Raw genomic sequence first — 18490 nt, 5'->3', positions numbered from 1 at the left:
CGGGCGAAGGGCGGCGGTCTCGCTCGCCGTGCTCGTCACGGCGATGGCGGCGCTGACCGGCGTGTTCGCCGCTCCACGGCCAAGCTGACGAACAACGGCTCCGGCCGGGCGACCGGGCTCACGGTCTTCCAGGACTTCGACCCGATCGACCTGTTGGTCCCCTACGGGGGCTGGGGTGCGCTCCAGGACCGGCCGGGACTGACGATCGAGGCCGGCGGGTCGTTCGAGCTGACGGTGTCCGGCCAGGTCCGGGACCCCGAGCAGACCACGACGGCCCTGCGCGGCATCGTGTTCGACGGGACCGGGTTCGGGGTCGGTTCGTTCGACTCCCGGGTGCCGGTCGCGAAGGTGCCCGGCCGCGCGACGGGCGTCTGGTACGCCGACCGGAACGGCAACGGCGCACTCGACGGCGGCGAACCGCTCCCCGGCACCACGCTCACCCTGCGGTACGTCCACAACACCCGGACCTACGCGGCCACGAGTGACGGGGAAGGGAAGTTCACCTTCGACCTCCCGGCCGGGGACTACACCCTCGGCGGCGAGGTCGTCGACGGCTGGCTGGTCCCGTGGCAGACCGTCCGGATCGCAGCGGACACGCCGGACCTGCTCGTCCGCGGCGCGCCGCCGTTGAACGGCGCGCTGACCGCGTCGCTGGCGTTCACCCAGGACAGCTACCAGCCGGGCGACCTGGCCCACCTCACCGTGACGCTGGCGAACTCGGGCCCGACCCCGCTCACCGGCATCGTGGCCGCGTGCAACCGCATCGGCGACGGTCACCTGCTGAACGCGACCGGCCCCGGTTGGGGTGATCTCGTGTGGAACCGCGGCAAGGTCGTGGCCGCCTGCGACTTCGGGTACAGCGAAGTCGACATCGAGAACCACGCGAACGCCCGCGCCGAGGCCGCGGTGCCGGGCGGGCAGGCCGTCGTCGAGGGCAGCATCGGAGTGCTCGACGACCGGGGCGAGATCGCGCAGGGGCTGGCCGGCACCGAGGTCGTGCTGGTGTCCGACCGGCGCTGCCCGGTCGCGGGCCGGCAGACCAGCGACGCCACCGGGCACTTCCTCTTCGAGGACGTGGCTCCCGGCCCCGAGTACCGGCTGTACTTCCTGACCCCGGCGGGCTGGAAGACCAAGTACGAGAACCCGACCGGGATCGAGGTCCAGGGTCCGCCGGCGAACCACTACGCGTACCGGATCGCCGCCGAGGAAGGCGACGCGCCGCCGCCGGAGGTGCCGGTCAACCCCGCGGACTGCTGACGTCCCGGCGGTACGGCGCCCGTCGGTCCACAGTGGACCGACGGGCGCTTTCGCGGCTCAGCGGAGGCTGCAGCGGGACACCGGGAAGTCGAAGTACGTGTCCGGGAACGGCTCGCCGTTCAGCGTGTAGTGCCACCACTCCTCGGGCAGGTTGCGGAATCCCGCCGCCGTCATCGCGTTGCGCAGCACGTCGCGGTTCGTGCGCGCCGCTCCCGTGATCGCCGGGTTGTCCGTGTGGGCCAGCGGGTCGAAGCAGTCGTACCCCGTGCCCATGTCGACCATGTTGTCCGGGAACCGCTGGTCCTGCGGCGCGAAGCACGGCTTCAGCGGCTCGCCGGGACGGTACGGCCGCTGGTGGCGCGGCGGGAGCTTCACCAGCGTGAGGTCCATCGTGCTGCCGCGGCTGTGGCCGGACTTCTCCGCGATGTACCCCTCTTCGAACAGCCGGTCCTTCTCGACGTTCGGGTAGAACTCCGCCTTCATCTTCTCGTCGGCGAGGTCCTTCGCCCACCGCACGAAGTGGTCGACCGCGCGCTGCGGGCGGTAGCAGTCGTACACCTTGAGCGTGTAACCCTGGCGGAGCACCTGCGCCTGGGCTCGCCGCAGCCCGTCGGCCGCCTGGCGGGTCAGGATGCAGGTGGGCTCGAGGTACCCGTCGATCCGCTGCCCGACGAAGTTGTGCCGGGTCGCGTAGCGGATGTCCTGCAGGATCGACGGCGCCACGTCGGACAGCGCGACGAACTCGGCCGCCGGGGCGGCCTGGGCGGGAGCGGGGACGGCGACCCCGGCCAAGGCGGCGAGGGCGACGGCGAAGACGCGGAAGATCGGCATCCCTCTCGTCTAGCAGGCGGCCCGCGGTCGCGCAGCCGCCAGACCGGTCACGACCAGCCTTCCGACGTCGTCGCGCGGAGGAAGTCGTCGGACGGCGGCTGCACCGGCCGGCCCTCGAACTGCGTCGACAGCACCACCGACGACCGCAGCTCGCCGTGCTTGCCCAGCCGCTCCAGCAGGCCCTCGAAGTGCTCCAGCGACGCCGCCCGGATCTTCAGCATCGTGCAGTGGTCGCCGGACAGGCGGTGGATCTCCACGACCTCGGGGTAGTCCTCGGACTTCGACGTCTTCAGCAGGCAGCTGCTCAGCGCGCAGCGCATCTCGACGAACGCCTGCAGCGGCTGGCCCGCGCGCCGCGCGTCGACCTGCGCGCGGTAGCCGGTGATCACCCCGGTCTCCTCCAGCCGCCGCACCCGCTCGGCGACCGCCGGCGCCGACAGGTTGATCCGGCGGCCCAGCTCCTTGAACGACAACCGCCCGTCGGCCTGCAGCAGGTCCAGCAGCCGCCAGTCGACGTCGTCCAGGGGCTTTTCCGAACGGAAGGTCATGGGCCCCATTTTCCTTCCGAAGCGCGGCCGTGGCCACGGATTTGCCGTTCACCGCCCCTTCGAACGCGCCCCGGAAGTTCCTAAAGTTCCTGGTCATGGGGACTTTGACGGTGACCGGCCGGGCCCGGTCCATGGGAGCGCTGTTCGCCGGCGTCGCGCTGCTCAACACGGCGACGGTCGGCCTGAGCACGGCGGCGACGCTGATCGTCGCGGCGGGCAGCGGCCCGGGGTGGAGCGGCCTGCCGAGCGTCGCGAACGTGCTCGGCACGGCCGCCGGCGCGCTGGGCGCCGGCCTGCTGCTGCCGGGCCACGGCCGCCGTCGCGTGCTGAGCGCGGGGTACGCCGTCGCCGCGGCGGGGGCGCTGGTCGCGTTCGCCGGCGCGCTGACGACGTCGCTGATACCGCTCCTGCTGGGCATCCTGCTGGTCGGTCTCGGCAACGGCGGCGCGCAGCTGTCGCGCTACCTGGCCGCGGACCTCTACCCCGAGGAACGCCGGGGCCGCGCGCTCTCGAACGTCGTCTGGGCGGGGACCGTCGGCGCGCTCGCCGGGCCGGCGCTGATGGCCCCGGCGGCGGACGTCGCCACCGGCTTCGGCTGGCCGGCGTTGTCCGGGCCGGTCGCCGTCGCGGTCCTCGCCACGGCGGGGGCGGCGCTGGCGGCGGCGTTCCTGCCGCGGCACGTCCCGCTCCGGCAGGAGGTGCCGGTGAGTGCCCCGGTGCGGGCGACCGGTGTCGCGCGGCCGCTGGTCGCGATGGTCGCCGCGCAGCTCACGATGGTCGCCGTCATGACGATGACGCCGGTGCAGCTGGAGGACCACGGGCACGGCCTCGACGTCGTCGGCTGGGTGCTGAGCGCGCACCTGTTCGGCATGTTCGCGCTGGCGCCGCTGTCCGGCCGGATCGCCGACCGCTGGGGCCCGCGTGTCACGGTCAACGCGGGCCTCGGCGTGCTGGCCCTTTCGACGGCGACGGCGCTCGCGGCCCCGACCGCGCACACGTCCGGCCTGCCGGTGGCGTTGTTCCTGCTGGGGTACGGCTGGAACCTCGTGTTCGTCGGCGGCAGCGCCCAGCTGAGCCGCGACCTCGCGCCGGAGACGCGCAGCCGGGTGCAGGGCACGGTGGACGCGGTGGTCTGGTCGGCGTCCGCGTTGGCCGGTTTGGGGTCAGGACAGCTGTTCGCCGGCGGTGGGTACGCGCTCGTGGCGGTCGTCGGCGGCGTTTTGGCGCTGCTTCCGTTGGCGCTGCTGGCATCCCGTGACGGCCGGTAGCCGGGTCGTTGTCGGCAAATCTGTCCTCGCCGGACGCGCGGTGCGGTGGCGAAGATGGGCCGTGGCTGACTCTGTGCCCTTCACGGACAACTTCTCGGACCTCTCCAACACGCAGGGGTACCAGTTCGAGTTCCGGTGCGAACGCTGCGGCAACGGCTATCGATCCGCTTTCCAGCGCGACAACGTCGAGACCGGGCGAAGCGTGCTTCGCGCCGTCGGGTCGTTCTTCGGCGGCACGCTGCGAGACCTGAGCAACTCGGCAGACCAGTGGCGCTACGACCGCGCGACCAACTCGCCCGCCAAGGACAAGGCCCTGTCCGCGGCGGTCAAGGAGATCACCCCGAGCTTCCGCCAGTGCCGCGGCTGCGGCGACTGGATGTGCCACGACCAGTGCTGGAACGAGGAGATCTCGCGCGCGCAGGCGTCCGCGCAGCGCGACCAGATCTGGGACAAGGCCCGCGAGAAGGACTGGACCAGCGGCCTCGACATCGACACCCGCGCCAAGGTCACCTGCCCCGGCTGCGGGCTGAAGGCCGACGGCGGGAAGTTCTGTTCGTCCTGCGGCACTTCCCTGGCGCTCAAGGTCGCCTGCGGTGGCTGCGGGAGCGAGACCAACAAGCCGGGAGCGCTGTTCTGCTCGGACTGCGGCACCAAACTTTGACCTGAGGACCCTAACCGGCGTCACCTGCTCCTTCCCTCGATTTCCGTCAGATTCCGGTTGTGCGGCCCGCTCCGGCGGGCCGCGAGCTTTCCCGGCCGTCGACAACCGCCCTCGCAGCGGGTATTCGTCTTCAGGTGCGCGAGGGGGCTCGCGGGCACGAAACCGGATCGGAGAGCCGTTCCGGAACTCGCGGAGGAGGGTGCGGCGTGGTTGGCGACGGTCCGGGTGGGAATGGGGCGGAGTGGCCGGGGGAGACGGTGATGGCGCGCTTGCCGGCCGCGCTGGCCAGGGAATTGCTGGGATTGGGTAAGCCGAAACCTTGCTCCGCCGGGACGGTACTGCTGCGCCAGGGCGCGCCCAGCACGCACGTTTTTCTCTTGGGGCACGGGAAACAGCCGAGGCTGGCGTGCGTCAAGGTGACCGCGGCGGACCGAAACGGCACCGAGACCCTGCTGGGCATCAGGATCAGCGGTGACCTCGTCGGCGAGATGGGCGTGCTGCGCGAAGGTCCCCGCTCGGCGACGGTGACGACGTGCCGCGCGATGACGGTGCACTGGATCCCGCTCGAAAGCTTCCGGCTCTTCCTGCGGCGCCGGGAAGAAGCTTGGCGGGTGGTCTGCCACATGATCGCCGACCGGCTCGACTGGTCAAACCGGCGCCGGCTCGACTTCGCCGGGTACGACACGGCGGTGCGGCTCGCCCGGGTGCTGCTCGAACTGTCGGTGCAGCACGGCACCCCGGGCGAAGCCGGGCTGCGGCTGGGGATTCAGCTTTCCCAGCCGGAATTCGGCAAGCTCATCGGTGCAGGCCGAGACGCAACCCAATTGGCTGTCCGCCAATTGAGGGACAGGAACTATATTGCGTACAGATACCGGACAGTAACTATTCTTGACCTGAACGGGCTAGCCGCATTCGCTGATCCTGGCTAACGAAGAGGTTCAGATGGCGGAATTTTCCGGAGTCTTGGTCACGGAGTGCAGGCAGACTCTGCGCTCACCTCGTACCAGCTCCGAAAAGGACGTCGATCTTGACTCGCGGCAACGATTTTTCCCGCCACCTCCTCGTTTCCATGGACGTACAGGGTTACGGCAGCCGGGACGACCGGCAGCACGCCTCGATCCAGCACGGCCTGCTCGTGGTGGCCGACTCGGCCGCCGCCCGAAGCGGTCTGGACCGGACGACCTGGCACCGGCAGGGTGCCGGCGACGGTGAACTGGCCATTCTCCCCGCGGGTTCGCCGGAACCGGTCGTCGCGGACGACTACGTCCGCGAACTGGCCGCAGCGCTGGCCGACTACAACCACGACCTCGCACCCGATGCCCGGATGCGCGTTCGCATCGCGATCCACCACGGGGTCGCGATGCCCGGCCCGAACGGCTGGACCGGGCAGGGCGTCGTGGGCGTGAGCCGGCTCGTCGACGCCGACCCGCTCCGCGGGGCCCTCAAGGCGTTCCCCGACGCCCACCTGGCCGTGCTCGTGTCGCGGCAGGTCTACACCGACGTCGTCGCGCAGCGGCACACCTCGCTGAGGCCGGCCGACTTCCGGGAAGTCGTGGTGCGGCAGAAGGAGTACACCGACGTGGCGTGGCTGCGGGTACCCGGGCACGACGTGCATGGCGTCCGGCTCGAGGCCGATCCGCCAGAGCGTCCGCCCACCGTCGGGACCGCGGCCGGGCACACCTACCGCGCCGAGGCGATCACCGTGGTCAACGGGAGCGTCGACGCGACGCACGCGGTCTTCGGGATCAAGCGCGGCTGATGAGCGACGAAGAACCGGCGAAGAAGCCAGCGGAGGTGCCGGACCCGGCACCAGACCACGACTACACCGAACAGCTCGCCGGCGCGGTGAACCAGTTCAACGGCCCGATCTATGCCGACGGCGCCCAGTTCGGGCTCGGTCCGCAGCGGCCGGCGCGCGTCAAGGCTGCCACCGGGAAGCTCGACGACTCCGATGTCCGGGCCGAGCTGAGCCACTACATCACGCCCGCCTCCTACGACACGGCGCTCGGCGCACTGCGCAAAGACCACGTCGTCGGCTTGCACGCCGGTCAGGGGACCGGGAAGCGAGCCGGGGCGATCGCGCTGCTGCGCGAGGTCACCGACGGGCCGCTGTACCTCCTGTCCCCGATGAACCGGCTGAAGACCCTGGCTGAACGCGAATACACGGCTGGGAACGGCTACATCGTCGCCGACCGCATCGCGGAGCGGAAAGCCGCCGACGTCGACTTCACATGGCGGACGGTCCGCGACCGCGTACGCGACCAGGGGGCCTACCTCGTCGTCACGACGACCACGCCGGCCGGTCCCGGCGAAGTCGACGCCGTCGCCCAAGTGCGCTGGGAACCGCCCGACCCGCGCCGGGTGCTGCGCGTTCGGCTCGCCGGCATGGAGGGCGCCGACGAGGTGGTCGAGCAAGTCTTGCGCGCCTGGCCCGACGGCGGGCGGCTGACCGACCTCGTCGCCGTCGCCGACGACCTCGGTGACGGGACGCCAGTGGCGGAGGCACTGCCCAAGCTCGACGCGTCCCTGCAGGACCGCGTCCGGACGTGGTTCGACGAAGAGCGGGCTGAGCGGGACGTCCTGGCCGCCACCGCACTGGCGTTCCTCGACGGGGCGCGGCAGCGGACCTTCGAGTCGGCGCTGGGCAAACTCGAAGTCAAGCTCGCTGAGACAGTCGTGGGCGGTGAGCCGGACGCCGTCGACCGACCGCAGCCCGAGCTGCTGCGGCAACACCGGCTCAAGCTCTACGCGCAGGACAGCCTGATCAAGGTCGAACGAGTCGGCTCGGACGGCGTCGCGCGGCACTGCCCCCGGTTCCGCGAACCGCGGTACCGCCGGTTCGTGCTCGCCGAGCTGTGGGCGCGCGAAGAAGCGCCGTTTTGGGACGGCGTTGCCGCGTGGCTTGACGAGGTAATGCTCGACGAAGGCCTGCGGGTCGCAGCCGGGCTCGCCGAACTCGCGCGATACGCCTTCGACGAGGTCGACGACATCCTGGCGCCGTGGGCCGATGGGCAGCGCGGCTGGGCAGGCCAGACCACCGCGACCCACGTGCTGTGGCTGCTGAGCTACGACGAAGCCCTTGCCCCGGAGGCGCTCCAACTGGCCGCGCAGTGGGCCGGGCGCGGCACCCCGGCCGAACGGTGGACCGGCGCGGTCGCGCTTAGTGGCGAACTCGGCGCCCGCTACCCGCACGAAGCAGCCAATCGCCTCTGGCAGCTCATCCTGCAGAGCCACACGGTTACAGGGGACGCGCACGTTGCACTCGCCGCCCTGTTCGTCACCCTCACCCGACGCACCGAAGACGCCGGGGTCGTCTTGACGTTGCTCGACGGGAAAGCGCGGCGGCTGGACAACCCGGGGGTCAAACCCGAGTTCGTCCGCGCGGCTACACGCGCGATCCTCAGCGTGCTCGCCGCGCGCGACCGGACGTCCGGCAGGTACGCCGCCACCGCGTACCTCTGCCGCGCGCCTGACCGGGCCGCATCCATCGAAGGGCGACTGTGGGCCGCGGCTCTGCGGAACCGGCCGACTCGCAAACGGGCGCTGACCGTCCTGCGGTCGGCGCTCGACGACCTCAAACACCTCTGCGACGACCCCATCGCCGTCGCGACTTCGCTCGGGTTGGCCATTTCAGCGGCCCTGCCCCCCGGCGAAGCCGACCTTCTCCGCGCGGACTTCGCCGCGTTGGAGGCCCGTACCCACAAGGACAGTTCCCCGCTGGTCGAGCACCTGCTCGCCGCGATCTCCCACCTGCACCGAGAGGCTGCTGCACTGCCATGACCGAGCCCTACCCGATCGTCGAACAACGACCCCTGGATCCGGCGCAGACCAAAGGGAAGTTCTTCTGGCGCAGGGAATACCGCGAACACGGCGAACTTCCCCGGCCCAACGCGCACCAGGTGTTCGTCTACCGCGTCGACGGCGAGTACGTCCTCGACAGCGCCCAACGGCGCTTGGACGAGGAACAGGTCGTCAGGGCCACCCACGTCAGCCTGGTCGACCTGACCCGCGACGCCGAAGTGATCGTCGAGCTGGCCATCCCGTCCGCCGAAGCCGACGACTTCACCATGCGCGTCACCTTCGTCTGCACCGTGACCAACGCCGTCAGCGTCGTGCGCGAAGGCCGGGGCGACGCACAGACGCTGCTGCGGGCCTACCTCAAGAGCCACCACCGAATCTTCGAACTGGGCCTCGAGTACCGGCTCGGGCAGATCAACGATGTCCGCCGGGACGTCAACGCCCAGGTGAAGGCCTTCACCACGCTCAAGCCGCCGGTGATCTCCGGCATCGCCGTCGAATTGCGCAGCGTCGAAGTGCTGACCCCGGACGAGTACCGGCAGCTGATGGGCAACCGCCGCTCCATCGAGTACCAGCACGTGCTGGACACGACGCAGCAGCGGCTGGACCACTCGCTGACCACGGAACGCCAGCACAACGACCAGTACCTCGAATCCGACCGGGCCGGGCACGACCACCGGATCAGTGCCGATCGGCAGGCGCACGAACAGCGGCTGGAGTGGGACCGCGTTCACCACTCCGGGGTCGTCGGAATCGAGCAGCAGCGGTACGAGCTCGACCGGCTGGCCGACCGGAAGGCGTTCGACCGCCACCAGCGCGGGGAAGATCGCGAGGAGATGACCGCGCTGGCCGAGATCATCCGGAACAACCCGGACAGCGCACTGGCCAACGCGTACGTGGCCGGCTCGCTGGACGCGACCGAGATGGCCGAGCGGCTGCTCGTCGAGAACCGCTACCGCGGCGAGATCGAGCGCACCGAGCGGCAAGCCGAGTTCGACCGTCGGCACGAAGAGCGGCTCTATGAGATCGAGCGCCGCAACGAGCAACGCCGGTGGAACCAGGAGCAGTCCCGCGAGGAACGCAAGTGGCGACGCGAAGACAACGGCCTGGCCCGCGCGGAGACCCGGCGCAAGGAGGAGATCACCCTCGAGGTCATCCGGGAGCTCGGTAAACACGGTTACCTCGACATGACGAACCTCGACCCGAACCTGCTGATCACCAAGTTGACCGGAGCCGTGCCGCGCGAGCAGCTCGAGGGCGGCGGCACGACGGAGCTGCCTGGCGGCGACGAGGCGTCGCCCGCTCCGCAAGCCGGGCAGGAAGACACCGAAGACGACGACACCGGGGTGAGGGAAGAAGATGTCAGTTGACACCGAGGCGCCCGCGCGGAGCGCCTTGCCTCCGGACGTCCCGCTCGGCACGTACCGGCCGGTCGACCCGCACCGCGGGCTCGGCCGTCGGCTGCGGGCGCTGGCTGGGATCCGCGAGGAGATCCTCGACTGGGTACCGGAGGAGCGGCCGCGCTACACCCGGCTCGGTGCCATCATCTTCAACACCGGCCTGCTCGCCGGGGTCTCGTTGCTGGTGGCGTTGTCCGGTCTGTCCACGGTGCCGTGGATCTTCCTGGTGCCGGCTGGCGTGCTCTGGGCCTACGTCATCATCAGTTTCGACGGCTGGTTGATCTCCAGCACGCACGGCATGCTCGGTGGCGGCAAGGCCCGGGTGTTCCTCCCCCGGTTGGTGATCTCGCTGCTCATGGGCGCGGTGATCGCGGAGCCGTTGCTGCTGTGGATCTTCCAGCCCGCCATCCACAAAGAGGTTCTCGACGGCAGGCAGCACGAGCTGTCCGCCTACGAGAGCCAGTACCGGAACTGCAACCCCGCGGGTGCACAGGCGCTGAAGACCCCGGATTGCGCCGACTTCCAGCTGACCATCGCGAACTCGCCCGACGCGGCGCAACAGGAACTGGACAAGGCCGTAAAGAACCGCGACGCCGCGAAGAAGGAGTACGACAACCTCTACGCCCAGTGGGACGGGTTGGAAAAGCTGGCGCGCGCGGAGTGCAGCGGCACGCGGGGCGAAGGGCTCACGGGTGTGGCGGGCGACGGTCCCGAGTGCGACCGGAATCGGGATGTGGCGGATCGCTTTCGCACCGACAACCAGCTCGAGAAGCGGCAGGCCGACCTGACCGCGGCCAATGCGAACATCGACGGACTGACCACAAGACTGGGGAGCGCCCAGCAGACCGCCGGCCAGCAGATCAGTGCTGCCATCAAGGCGAAGGTCGACTCGATGCGCGAGCACCAGGGCACGATCGGCATCCTCGACGAGGACAAAGCCCTCGGGCGGTTGTCCGACGAGAGCGCGATGGTGTTCGCGGCCCAGTGGCTCGTGCGGCTGCTGCTCATCGCGATCGACTGCATGCCGGTGCTGACCAAGCTGATGAGCGGCTCGACGGCGTACGACGTGCTCGTCTCCCGGCAGGTCGAGGTTGCGCGCCGGCTGCACGACAAGCACGTCACGCTGCGGGAGCGACAGGACACCGCGGACAACGACGTCTGGCTGCAGCGCACCGAGTACAACCTGCGGACTCGGGTCGACAGCATCGAGGAAGCCGACCGCTCCGCCCGGGCGCGGCGGGAGTCGGATCTGGACGCCGAAATCGACCGGCTGGCCGCGACGCTGCGCAACCAGCAGTAGCAAAGTTCCCGGCATCTCATAACGAATGAATAACGAGCAGCCCCGGCGTTCAGGTGCCGGGGCTGCGCCATTGTGACCAACCGTGACACCGCCGGTTGGTCTAGCTGCTTCGCTCACTCGTTCGGCCCAGTGATGAGCGTCAAGTCGGCCCACTTCGTGGGAGATTGACCCTTTCGGGTCGGTTCTCATTCTTTGATCACGGCTGGACCCTTCGCCCGCTTGGCGCGAATATCCCGTCCAGGTCGGCTGACGTCGGCTTTCCGTTGTGTCCCAACGGTTTCCATCCGTGCGGAGAAGAACAGGGAGAACCATGCGATCAACTCCGTCGCGTCCGGGCCGGTGGCGAAAGGTGGTGACCGGCGCCGCGGCGCTCGCTCTCGCGGCCGGCGCGGTCACGTACACCGGTTCGTCCACCGGCGCCTACGCCGACGTCCAGACCGTCACCGACGCGAAGACCGCGTCCGACGGCAAGCAGTACTGGGTGCAAAACCACCTGGTGTCCAAGGATCTCGCGCGGTCGGAGAGCGGCACGCCCAAGAAGTGGCTGCTCGTCTGGGCCGGTGACGAGAACATCGCCGACACGCTCGTCAAGGACGTGAAGAACCTGCCGGGCACGCTCGGCGGCGGGCTCAACAAGATCAAGAACGCCCTGCCCGGCCCGGACTTCCTCGCCGTCATCGACGCGACGCAGGGTTCGCCGACGTACGGCAAGGTCGTGAACACCGCGACCGTCGGGCCGCTGGTCGAGAACGAGCCGCACCACATGCAGTACGTGTGGCACAAGGGCGACACGATCTACGCCGGGGCGCTGTTCGCGGCCGCGACGTACGCCTTCGACGTCAGCGCGCTGCCGCAGCTGAAGCTCAAGGGCGTCAGCCTGCCGACGAACACCCTCGGCGGGAGCGTCCCGGACGCCTACTGGGTGCTCAAGGACGGCACCGCATACGGCACGTACATGGGCGGGCCGGTCGTGCCCGGCCCGCACGCCTACGCCGACGGCTCCACGCAGATCGGCAACGGCTTCGCGGGCAGCCCCGGCGAGGTCGTCCACTTCGGACAGAACGCGCAGGTGCTCTCGGAGTCCCCGGCGGCGACCCCGCAGGGCGACAACAAGAAGCTCTGCGACAACCTGCCGCAGCTGGGCACGCCGACCTGCGCCAACCCGCACGGCATCCAGGCTCGGGAGGACCTGAACACGCTCGTGACGAGCGACTACGCCGAGCCTCGCAACATCATCCTCGACCCGGTGAAGCAGCCGTCGCCGTACCTGCGCCGGCCGACCGTGCGGACCTGGGACATCTCCGACCGCAACCACCCGAAGCTGAAGTCGGTGTCGTACCTGCAGGACGGCCCGCGCGCCGATCCCGCCGACCCGCTGCACGCCGAGAGCCGCGCGGTCATGGAGACGACCGTGACCAACCTGCCGGGGCACAAGGGCGCGTTCGCCCAGACCATGCAGGGCGGCGCGGTGTTCTACACGCCGGACATCACCGCGGCCGAGCCGCACTGGATCGAGGTGTTCGACGACGGCGCCGCGAACAAGTCGATCTACGCGAACAACGACTCGAACGGCGCCAGCTCCAACGGCGGCTGGATCCAGACGAGCCCGGACGACAAGTACCTCTACCGCGCGATCGTCGGGCGGCAGAAGGGCACCCTCTCGGCCGACGACCCCGGCACCACCGGCGGTGTCTACGTCCTCGACATCCAGAAGCTGGTCAACGCCGGCGACCGGATCGAGGACATCCAGGGCCGGGTCGACACCAAGGCGAAGGCGCAGCAGGGCGGGGGCGGCGACCTGCCGACCGTCGTCGGCGCGGCCCCGATCAACCCCGGCACGCCGGGCGCGGGCCCGCACTGGGGCGCCTACGACAACTTCGTGCTCGGTGACGACGGCTTCTACCACGAAACGACGTCGCCGCAGCACCTCGCGGTGTCGAACTACTTCGTCGCGCGGTCCGGTTTGGACGGTGACCACAAGGTGAACCTGCTGAACCTCGGCCCGGACGGGAAGGTCTCGGTCGACACGAACTTCCGGGACGAGTTCACCGGCCAGGTCGGCATCAACTTCAACCGCAAGTCGTGGCCGCACGGGGACTTCGGCAACGCCAAGCCGCACTCCGAGCTGTTCGTGGTCGCCGACGCGAACGTCAAGTAGCCGACGCGGGCGGGGCCGACCGCGGCCCCGCCCGCCTCTCCCCGGAAGGTCCCGATGGAACACGACCACTCCGCGCCCACCGGATCGTCCACTGTGGACATCCTGGCGCTGGTGCTCCGGCTGGCCCTGCTGCTGTCCACGGCGTTCCTCGCCGGTGGCGGCCTCCTGCGCCCGCCGGGGCAGCGGCCGCGGCTGACGCTGTACGTCCTCGGCGGGATTTCGGCGCTGCTCGCCGTGGTGTCGGCCTTCGCCGCCGAGGTCAACGTGGTCGCGCTGGCGATCCACGTCGTGCTCGCGGTCGCGGTGCCGGTCCTGCCGCGGGCCACCCGCTGGACGTCGGCCGCGCTGCTGGTGCTCGTCGTGCTGGAGACGTCGCTCGGCGGCACCGGCGTCGAGTTCGCGATCGACACGGTGTTCGTCGCCGCCGCGGCCGTGTGGTTCGGCTTCGCGCTGCTCGGGCCGGTGGCGACGGCGGCCGTCCGGCCCGGTCCCCTCGCGCTCACCCTCGGTGGGCTCTTGGTCCTCGCCGGCGCGGTGCGGTTCGGGGTGTCCGGCCTCGGGTTCGACCGGCGGCTCTACTCGACGCTCTTCGGGCTCGCGGTGGTCGCCGTCGTGGTGCTGCCGGTCGTGGCGAGCGTGCTCGCCGGGGTCTTCAAAGGCCGCGCTTACCGGTTCGGCGTGCTCGGCGTCGCGCTCGGGTTCGTCGCGTGGACCGCGCTGGGCGCGATTCCGGCGCCCCCGCCGCTGCCCGTGCCCGGCGTCCCGCTGCTCGCCGACGAGGCCGGGTTCCCGGTGCTCGTCAGCCCGCAGCGGCCGGGCCACAACGTCGTCCACTTCCCGGCGAGCGCGGGCGACGACCTCTCCGCCGGCGTGCGCGGGGGCCTGGTCACCAAGGCCGTCGCGCGGCCCGGCGCCGAGGGTACGTGGGCCGACGTCGACTTACCGCCCGGCCGCAGCGACCTGGAGATCCGCCGCGGCGACACGACGACGGTCGTCGAGGTCGACGCCGGGACCGCGCCCGGTCCCGCGATCACCGAGGCGGACGCGCCGGAATGCGCGTCCGCGGCCCTCGGCGGCCTGGTCGCCGGCCGCGCCGACGTGCTGAGCGCGTGCCCGTCCGACGCGCTGACGCCGGAGGACAGCGGCGCGCTGGTGAAGCTCGTCGAGTTCCTGGCCGGGCGGAAGCCGTCCGCGCTCACGCTGGTCGAGGACGACTCCCCGCGCGGGGTCGCGGCCGCGAAGCTGGTGCGCGAGACCGCGGCGCGGACCGGGCTGGCCGTGCGGCCGGACGCCGGGCCCGACACCGCGCTCGTCGTCGTCTCCGGCTGGGCCGCCGGGTACACCGCGATGACGCGGGCGGCCGAGCTGCAGCGCCTCGAACCCACCCACCAGTACGGGCTCTACCTGGCGCCGTGGCTGCTGACCGGGCCGATCGTCAACGCCGCCGCGAGCGCGTCGCTGCCGCTGCGGTTCGACCCGCGGGAGGCGACCGCGGTCGGGTACGCCGTGGCGGTCGGTGACCGCTTCGGCGGCGAAAGCCCGACGCTCGGCGGCTTCCGGACCTGGCTGGGCGCCGACCGCGCCGCGGGGGACGTGCAGATCTTCGCCGCCGCCCAGGTCAACGCCATGCCGATGTACCCCACCGAACCCCACGCCACCGGAATGGTGATGGACCGCGACTACGCGGGCCAGTGGGTCCCCGACGGAACCATCGTGCCGATCACGTCGGTTCTCCGCTGAAAAACCCTTACTGCGAAAGGAAAAGCATGAAGCGTCTTGCTGCCCGCGTGCTGCTGCCGCTCGTCGCGGCGACGGCGTTCACCGGCCTGGCCGCCGGGGTCGCCTCGGCCGACCCGACCGACGGTTCCGTCTGGCTGGTGCCCGGCGTCGACCTCGGCAGCGTGCTCGGCCCGCTCGGCCAGCCCGTCGACCTGCTCGCCCCCGTCTTCGACCTGATCACCGCTGTTTCCTGAAAGGCAGAGAACCCATGAAGAAGACCCTCGCTGTCGCGATCCTCACCGGTGCGGCCCTGTTCGGCGCGGCGGCGCCCGCGCTCGCGGCCGACGCACCCGGGGTCGTCGTGGTCGACGAACCCGACACCAGCGGCCTGAACAACATCTGGACGTTCGCGCCGCTCGGCGTCCCGGTGCTCGGCCTGATCCAGTCGATCAACGGTGTGCCGGGCAAGCTCCTGCCCTCCTTCTGACCCGACGGCGGCCCCTCGTTCCGCGAGGGGCCGCCGCTTTCCCCTGGGGAGTTCCCATGAACCGGCAGCTGGTGGGCAGGCTCGGCATCGCCGTGATCGCGATCGCGGCGGTGACGGCGGGCATCTTCATCCTCGGCGACGACGGCTCGCCGCGGCCTTCACCCTCGGTCGCGGTGGTGGGGGAGCCGGCGCTGTCGTCGGTGCCGCCGCGCACGATCATGGCGACGGCGACGTACACCTCGAACCCGCCGGCGCCGTCCGGCTACCAGGTGACCTACGAGCTGACCGGCACCGGCACGGCGACGGTCGTCTACGACTCGAACGGCCTCGGCCTGGTCCACCAGGAGTTCGAGGTCCCGCTGCCGTGGCGCAAGGAACTCAGCTGGGCGGCGCCCGGGTCGATCCAGCTGCTCGGGCAGGGGAGCGGCGCGGTCGAATGCCGTGTCACGGTCGGCGGGCGGGTGGTGAAGACGCAGAAGTCGGCGCCGGGCGAGGTCGCCGCCTGCGTCAGCTGAGGGCTTTGGCGAACCAGTGCTCGGCGAACTGCCCGTCGTTGAACGGCTCGACCTCGGCGTAGCCGACCTTCGCGTAGAGCGCGCGGGCTTCGACGAGGTCGTGGCGCGTGTCGAGCCGCATGAGCCGGGAACCGAGCCGCCGGGCGGCTTCCTCGGCGGCCGCCACCAGCGCGGGCGCGCCGCCGGTGCCCCGGTGGGCCGGCTTGACGAAGACCTTGGTCAGTTCGCTGATCCCCGGCGCGACGACCCGGGTCCCGGCGCAGCCGCCGATTTCCCCGCCGAGGTGCCCGACGAGGAAAGCTCCGGTGGGCGGGACGAGGTCGGTGCCCGGTTCTTCGGCCACGTAGTGCGTGAGCTCCGCTTCGGTGATCGGGCGCCCGAAGTAGCGCGAAGCGACTTCGTCCATGTAGTCGCGCATGATCGCGACGGCGTCCGGGTGGGCGACGTCGATCTGGGTGATCTTCCAGTTCACGTCCTCATCCTGCGGTCGCTGTCCAGCGAATTCGCCGGGCCCCGGGCACGATGGGGGCATGACGACTGTCACGAAGCGCCTGACGGCGGTGGCCGTCCTGCTGATCACGGCAGGCGCGATCCTGCTGTCGGTGGGCGCGATCGGGTTCCGGTCGACGTCCGATCAGCCCGACGCCAACATCGGCGCGGGCTTCGCCCTGCTGGCGGGCCCGTACATCGTGGGTCTGGGGCTGGTGTTCGCGTTGTCGGCGGGGCTGACCCACCTCACGACGCGCCGCCGCTGACGCTCCACAGCGCCGCGGGCAGGCTGTCCGCCAGATCGGCGAGGTAGCCGGCCTCGGCCACGATGTTCTGCCGGGTCGCGCAGCCCTGGCCCCACGTCCGCGCCGAGCCGTGCTCGACGACGACGTCCCGCCGGCCGAACCGCGGGTTGGCCGCCAGCCACCGGGCCAGCTCGCCTTCGAGCCGCGCGTCGGCGGGCATCGACACCCGCCCCGCGGTGATCCGCAGCTCCGGGCACGGCGGCACCCGCACCTGCGTGACGTGGATGTCGCGGAAGTAGGTGTGGTCGTCGAAGTGCCGGTACGGCTCCTGGGCGTCGATCGCGATGACCGGGCGGTCCCGGTGGCGGAACTCGACCCACGTCGTGTGGCTCCCGGCCAGCGGGCGGCCGCTCGGGTGGCGCACCCCGAACGTCGGCGTCGCCCGCGGGTCGCTGGGCACGCCGCTGTCGAAGACCCCGCCGCGCTCGGCCGCGAACGCCTTGAACCAGTGCTCCTTGCGGCCTTCGACGAACTTCGCGTGCGACCGCCACCAGATCGCGGCCGCGCCCGCGAACACCACCGCGATCAGGACGATCACCACCACCACCACGAGCATCAGAAGTCCAGGTCCTCGCGCGTTTCGTCGTCCGACTGGCTGCGGCCGGTCTCGCCGTAGTCGCTCGCCTTCTTGGCGTTCTTGACGTGGCTGTTGAGCTTGCCGAGGTGGTCGTTCAGCGTCTTGGCCGGGTTGTCGCCGGGCTTGGCCGGGTTGAACCCGAAGACGCCCTTGGCCGCGGCCTCGCCGCCCTTCTTCGCGATCTCCGACAGGGCGTTCTTCCCGGCCCGCTTGCCGATCATCCCGTCGGCGCCGGTGAGCTTGTCGACCAAGCTCTTGCCCGCGTCGCGTTCGGCGATCTCGCCCAGCTTCTTCGCGGTCTTGCCGTCGGCGAACACCTTGCCCAGCTTCGTCGCGGCCAGCTTGGCCTTCATCTTCTGCAGCCAGTCGAGGATCTTCTGCAGCAGCTCGCGGACCTTCGACACCTTCTGCGTCGTCTTCGCGGTGGTCGTGCCGAGCTTGACCTCCGACGCCGTGCCCGCGGTGGCGACCGACGCCCCGCAGGTGGGCACCGCGGCGGCCAGCGCCGGGATCCAGATCATGACCAGCCAGGTGACCAGCTCGGTGAGGATCGCCTTGATGAGGTCCTCGACGAAGCTCATCAGCATGCTGCTCAGCTGCAGCATCTGCGCCAGGTCGCCGGACTTCGCGGAGACGCCGCCGATGCCGTGGGCGAACTCGCCGAGCGACCGGCGCGCGGCGTCGCCGGCGTCGCCCTGCCAGCCCTGGAGAGAGCTGTCGGCGACCTCGGCGAAGTTCTTCGCCAGCTGGTCGAGCCCGGTGGCGATGGCGTTGAAGTTGTCGGCGGCGATGGCGAGCGCGGGCCCGTCGCCGCTGACGAAGTGGATCGCGTCCTGGATCGGCTGGACCGCGCTGATCAGGAAGTTCAGCCCCTGCCCGACGAGCCAGCCGAGCGGGTCGGTGGCGATGTCGGTGATCGTGCTCGCGCTCGACTGGATGAAGGACGTCGTGTCGGTCGCGATCGTGCCGAGCCCGAGGGCGATGTCGACGCCGTCCGGGTGCGGCGCGGCGGCGGCCTTGACCACGGAAACGACGTCCTTGCCGACGGTCACCGCGCTGCCCACGAAGGGCGTCGCCTTGACGGCGTTGCCGACGTTGACGCCGAGCACGGTCGTCGGGTCGTCGCTCTTGACGCTGACGCCGCTCGCGACATCCTGGAACTCCGCCATCGATCCCC

Annotated in this window: 19 protein-coding genes; 14 read left to right on the top strand and 5 right to left on the bottom strand. The window is 70.7% G+C overall.

Going from position 1 to position 18490, the window contains the following annotated elements:
* The first annotated feature begins 153 nt into the window (after positions 1–153).
* Positions 154–1257: a hypothetical protein gene (locus ABFJ78_RS41260; protein ID WP_436392894.1), complete on the top strand. Its 1104-nt coding sequence runs from the start codon at positions 154–156 to the stop codon at positions 1255–1257.
* 57 nt (positions 1258–1314) lie between these two features.
* Here ABFJ78_RS41260 and ABFJ78_RS41255 read toward each other — a convergent pair whose 3' ends face one another.
* Together ABFJ78_RS41255 and ABFJ78_RS41250 are read right to left on the bottom strand one after the other, a co-directional pair.
* The gene (locus tag ABFJ78_RS41255) at positions 1315–2088 is read right to left on the bottom strand and encodes a M15 family metallopeptidase (protein WP_436392893.1); all 774 of its coding nucleotides are present in this window, start codon (positions 2086–2088) and stop codon (positions 1315–1317) included.
* Positions 2089–2135: 47 nt separating this feature from the next.
* Positions 2136–2636 carry an Lrp/AsnC family transcriptional regulator gene (locus ABFJ78_RS41250; RefSeq protein WP_003071759.1) on the bottom strand — a complete coding sequence of 167 codons (501 nt, stop codon included), beginning with the start codon at positions 2634–2636 and terminating at the stop codon, positions 2136–2138.
* Positions 2637–2731: 95 nt separating this feature from the next.
* Here ABFJ78_RS41250 and ABFJ78_RS41245 point away from each other — a divergent pair, with 95 nt between their 5' ends.
* The 12 genes from ABFJ78_RS41245 (at position 2732) to ABFJ78_RS41190 (ending at position 15942) form a co-directional block, all read left to right on the top strand.
* Positions 2732–3904: an MFS transporter gene (locus tag ABFJ78_RS41245; RefSeq protein WP_436392892.1), complete on the top strand. Its 1173-nt coding sequence runs from the start codon at positions 2732–2734 to the stop codon at positions 3902–3904.
* Between the two features lie 61 nt (positions 3905–3965).
* Entirely contained in the window at positions 3966–4565 is a 600-nt protein-coding gene (locus ABFJ78_RS41240) for a zinc ribbon domain-containing protein (RefSeq protein WP_436392891.1), read from the top strand.
* A gap of 260 nt (positions 4566–4825) precedes the next feature.
* On the top strand, positions 4826–5494 hold the full coding sequence (locus tag ABFJ78_RS41235) for a Crp/Fnr family transcriptional regulator (RefSeq protein WP_436392890.1): 669 nt from the start codon (positions 4826–4828) through the stop codon (positions 5492–5494).
* Between the two features lie 140 nt (positions 5495–5634).
* Positions 5635–6324 carry a hypothetical protein gene (locus ABFJ78_RS41230; RefSeq protein ID WP_436392889.1) on the top strand — a complete coding sequence of 230 codons (690 nt, stop codon included), beginning with the start codon at positions 5635–5637 and terminating at the stop codon, positions 6322–6324.
* On the top strand, positions 6324–8345 hold the full coding sequence (locus ABFJ78_RS41225; RefSeq protein ID WP_436392888.1) for a hypothetical protein: 2022 nt from the start codon (positions 6324–6326) through the stop codon (positions 8343–8345). Before ABFJ78_RS41230 ends, ABFJ78_RS41225 begins: the two co-directional genes overlap by 1 nt.
* Complete coding sequence (locus tag ABFJ78_RS41220) at positions 8342–9733, top strand: hypothetical protein (protein WP_436392887.1); 1392 nt, start codon at positions 8342–8344, stop codon at positions 9731–9733. The genes ABFJ78_RS41225 and ABFJ78_RS41220 overlap by 4 nt, the downstream gene beginning before the upstream one ends.
* Positions 9723–11063 (top strand): DUF4407 domain-containing protein, encoded by a 1341-nt coding sequence (locus tag ABFJ78_RS41215; RefSeq protein WP_436392886.1) that lies wholly within the window; start codon positions 9723–9725, stop codon positions 11061–11063. The genes ABFJ78_RS41220 and ABFJ78_RS41215 overlap by 11 nt, the downstream gene beginning before the upstream one ends.
* 310 nt (positions 11064–11373) lie before the next feature.
* Positions 11374–13221, top strand: a complete 1848-nt coding sequence (locus ABFJ78_RS41210) for a hypothetical protein (RefSeq protein ID WP_436392885.1) — start codon at positions 11374–11376, stop codon at positions 13219–13221.
* A 54-nt stretch (positions 13222–13275) separates the two neighbouring features.
* Positions 13276–14961, top strand: a complete 1686-nt coding sequence (locus ABFJ78_RS41205; protein ID WP_436392884.1) for a hypothetical protein — start codon at positions 13276–13278, stop codon at positions 14959–14961.
* A 26-nt stretch (positions 14962–14987) separates the two neighbouring features.
* Positions 14988–15194: a hypothetical protein gene (locus ABFJ78_RS41200; protein WP_360768190.1), complete on the top strand. Its 207-nt coding sequence runs from the start codon at positions 14988–14990 to the stop codon at positions 15192–15194.
* 14 nt (positions 15195–15208) lie between these two features.
* Entirely contained in the window at positions 15209–15427 is a 219-nt protein-coding gene (locus tag ABFJ78_RS41195; RefSeq protein ID WP_436392883.1) for a hypothetical protein, read from the top strand.
* Between the two features lie 56 nt (positions 15428–15483).
* Complete coding sequence (locus tag ABFJ78_RS41190; protein WP_436392882.1) at positions 15484–15942, top strand: hypothetical protein; 459 nt, start codon at positions 15484–15486, stop codon at positions 15940–15942.
* Here the strand turns inward: ABFJ78_RS41190 and ABFJ78_RS41185 are convergent.
* Entirely contained in the window at positions 15935–16414 is a 480-nt protein-coding gene (locus ABFJ78_RS41185; RefSeq protein ID WP_436392881.1) for a GNAT family N-acetyltransferase, read from the bottom strand. The genes ABFJ78_RS41190 and ABFJ78_RS41185 overlap by 8 nt on opposite strands.
* A gap of 58 nt (positions 16415–16472) precedes the next feature.
* Between ABFJ78_RS41185 and ABFJ78_RS41180 the strand changes: the two genes are divergently transcribed.
* Positions 16473–16697, top strand: coding sequence for a hypothetical protein (locus tag ABFJ78_RS41180; protein ID WP_436392880.1), 225 nt, complete (start codon positions 16473–16475; stop codon positions 16695–16697).
* Here ABFJ78_RS41180 and ABFJ78_RS41175 read toward each other — a convergent pair.
* The gene (locus ABFJ78_RS41175; RefSeq protein ID WP_436392879.1) at positions 16678–17292 is read right to left on the bottom strand and encodes a hypothetical protein; all 615 of its coding nucleotides are present in this window, start codon (positions 17290–17292) and stop codon (positions 16678–16680) included. The two genes, ABFJ78_RS41180 and ABFJ78_RS41175, sit on opposite strands and share 20 nt — an antisense overlap.
* On the bottom strand, positions 17292–18482 hold the full coding sequence (locus tag ABFJ78_RS41170) for a hypothetical protein (RefSeq protein WP_436392878.1): 1191 nt from the start codon (positions 18480–18482) through the stop codon (positions 17292–17294). Before ABFJ78_RS41170 ends, ABFJ78_RS41175 begins: the two co-directional genes overlap by 1 nt.
* Positions 18483–18490: the final 8 nt, after the last annotated feature.

The sequence above is a fragment of the Amycolatopsis sp. MEPSY49 genome (genome assembly GCF_051337345.1).
Taxonomy (GTDB): Bacteria; Actinomycetota; Actinomycetes; order Mycobacteriales; family Pseudonocardiaceae; genus Amycolatopsis.
The sequence above is the reverse complement of the archived record's forward strand: the minus strand, read 5'-3'. Positions and strand labels throughout refer to the sequence as shown.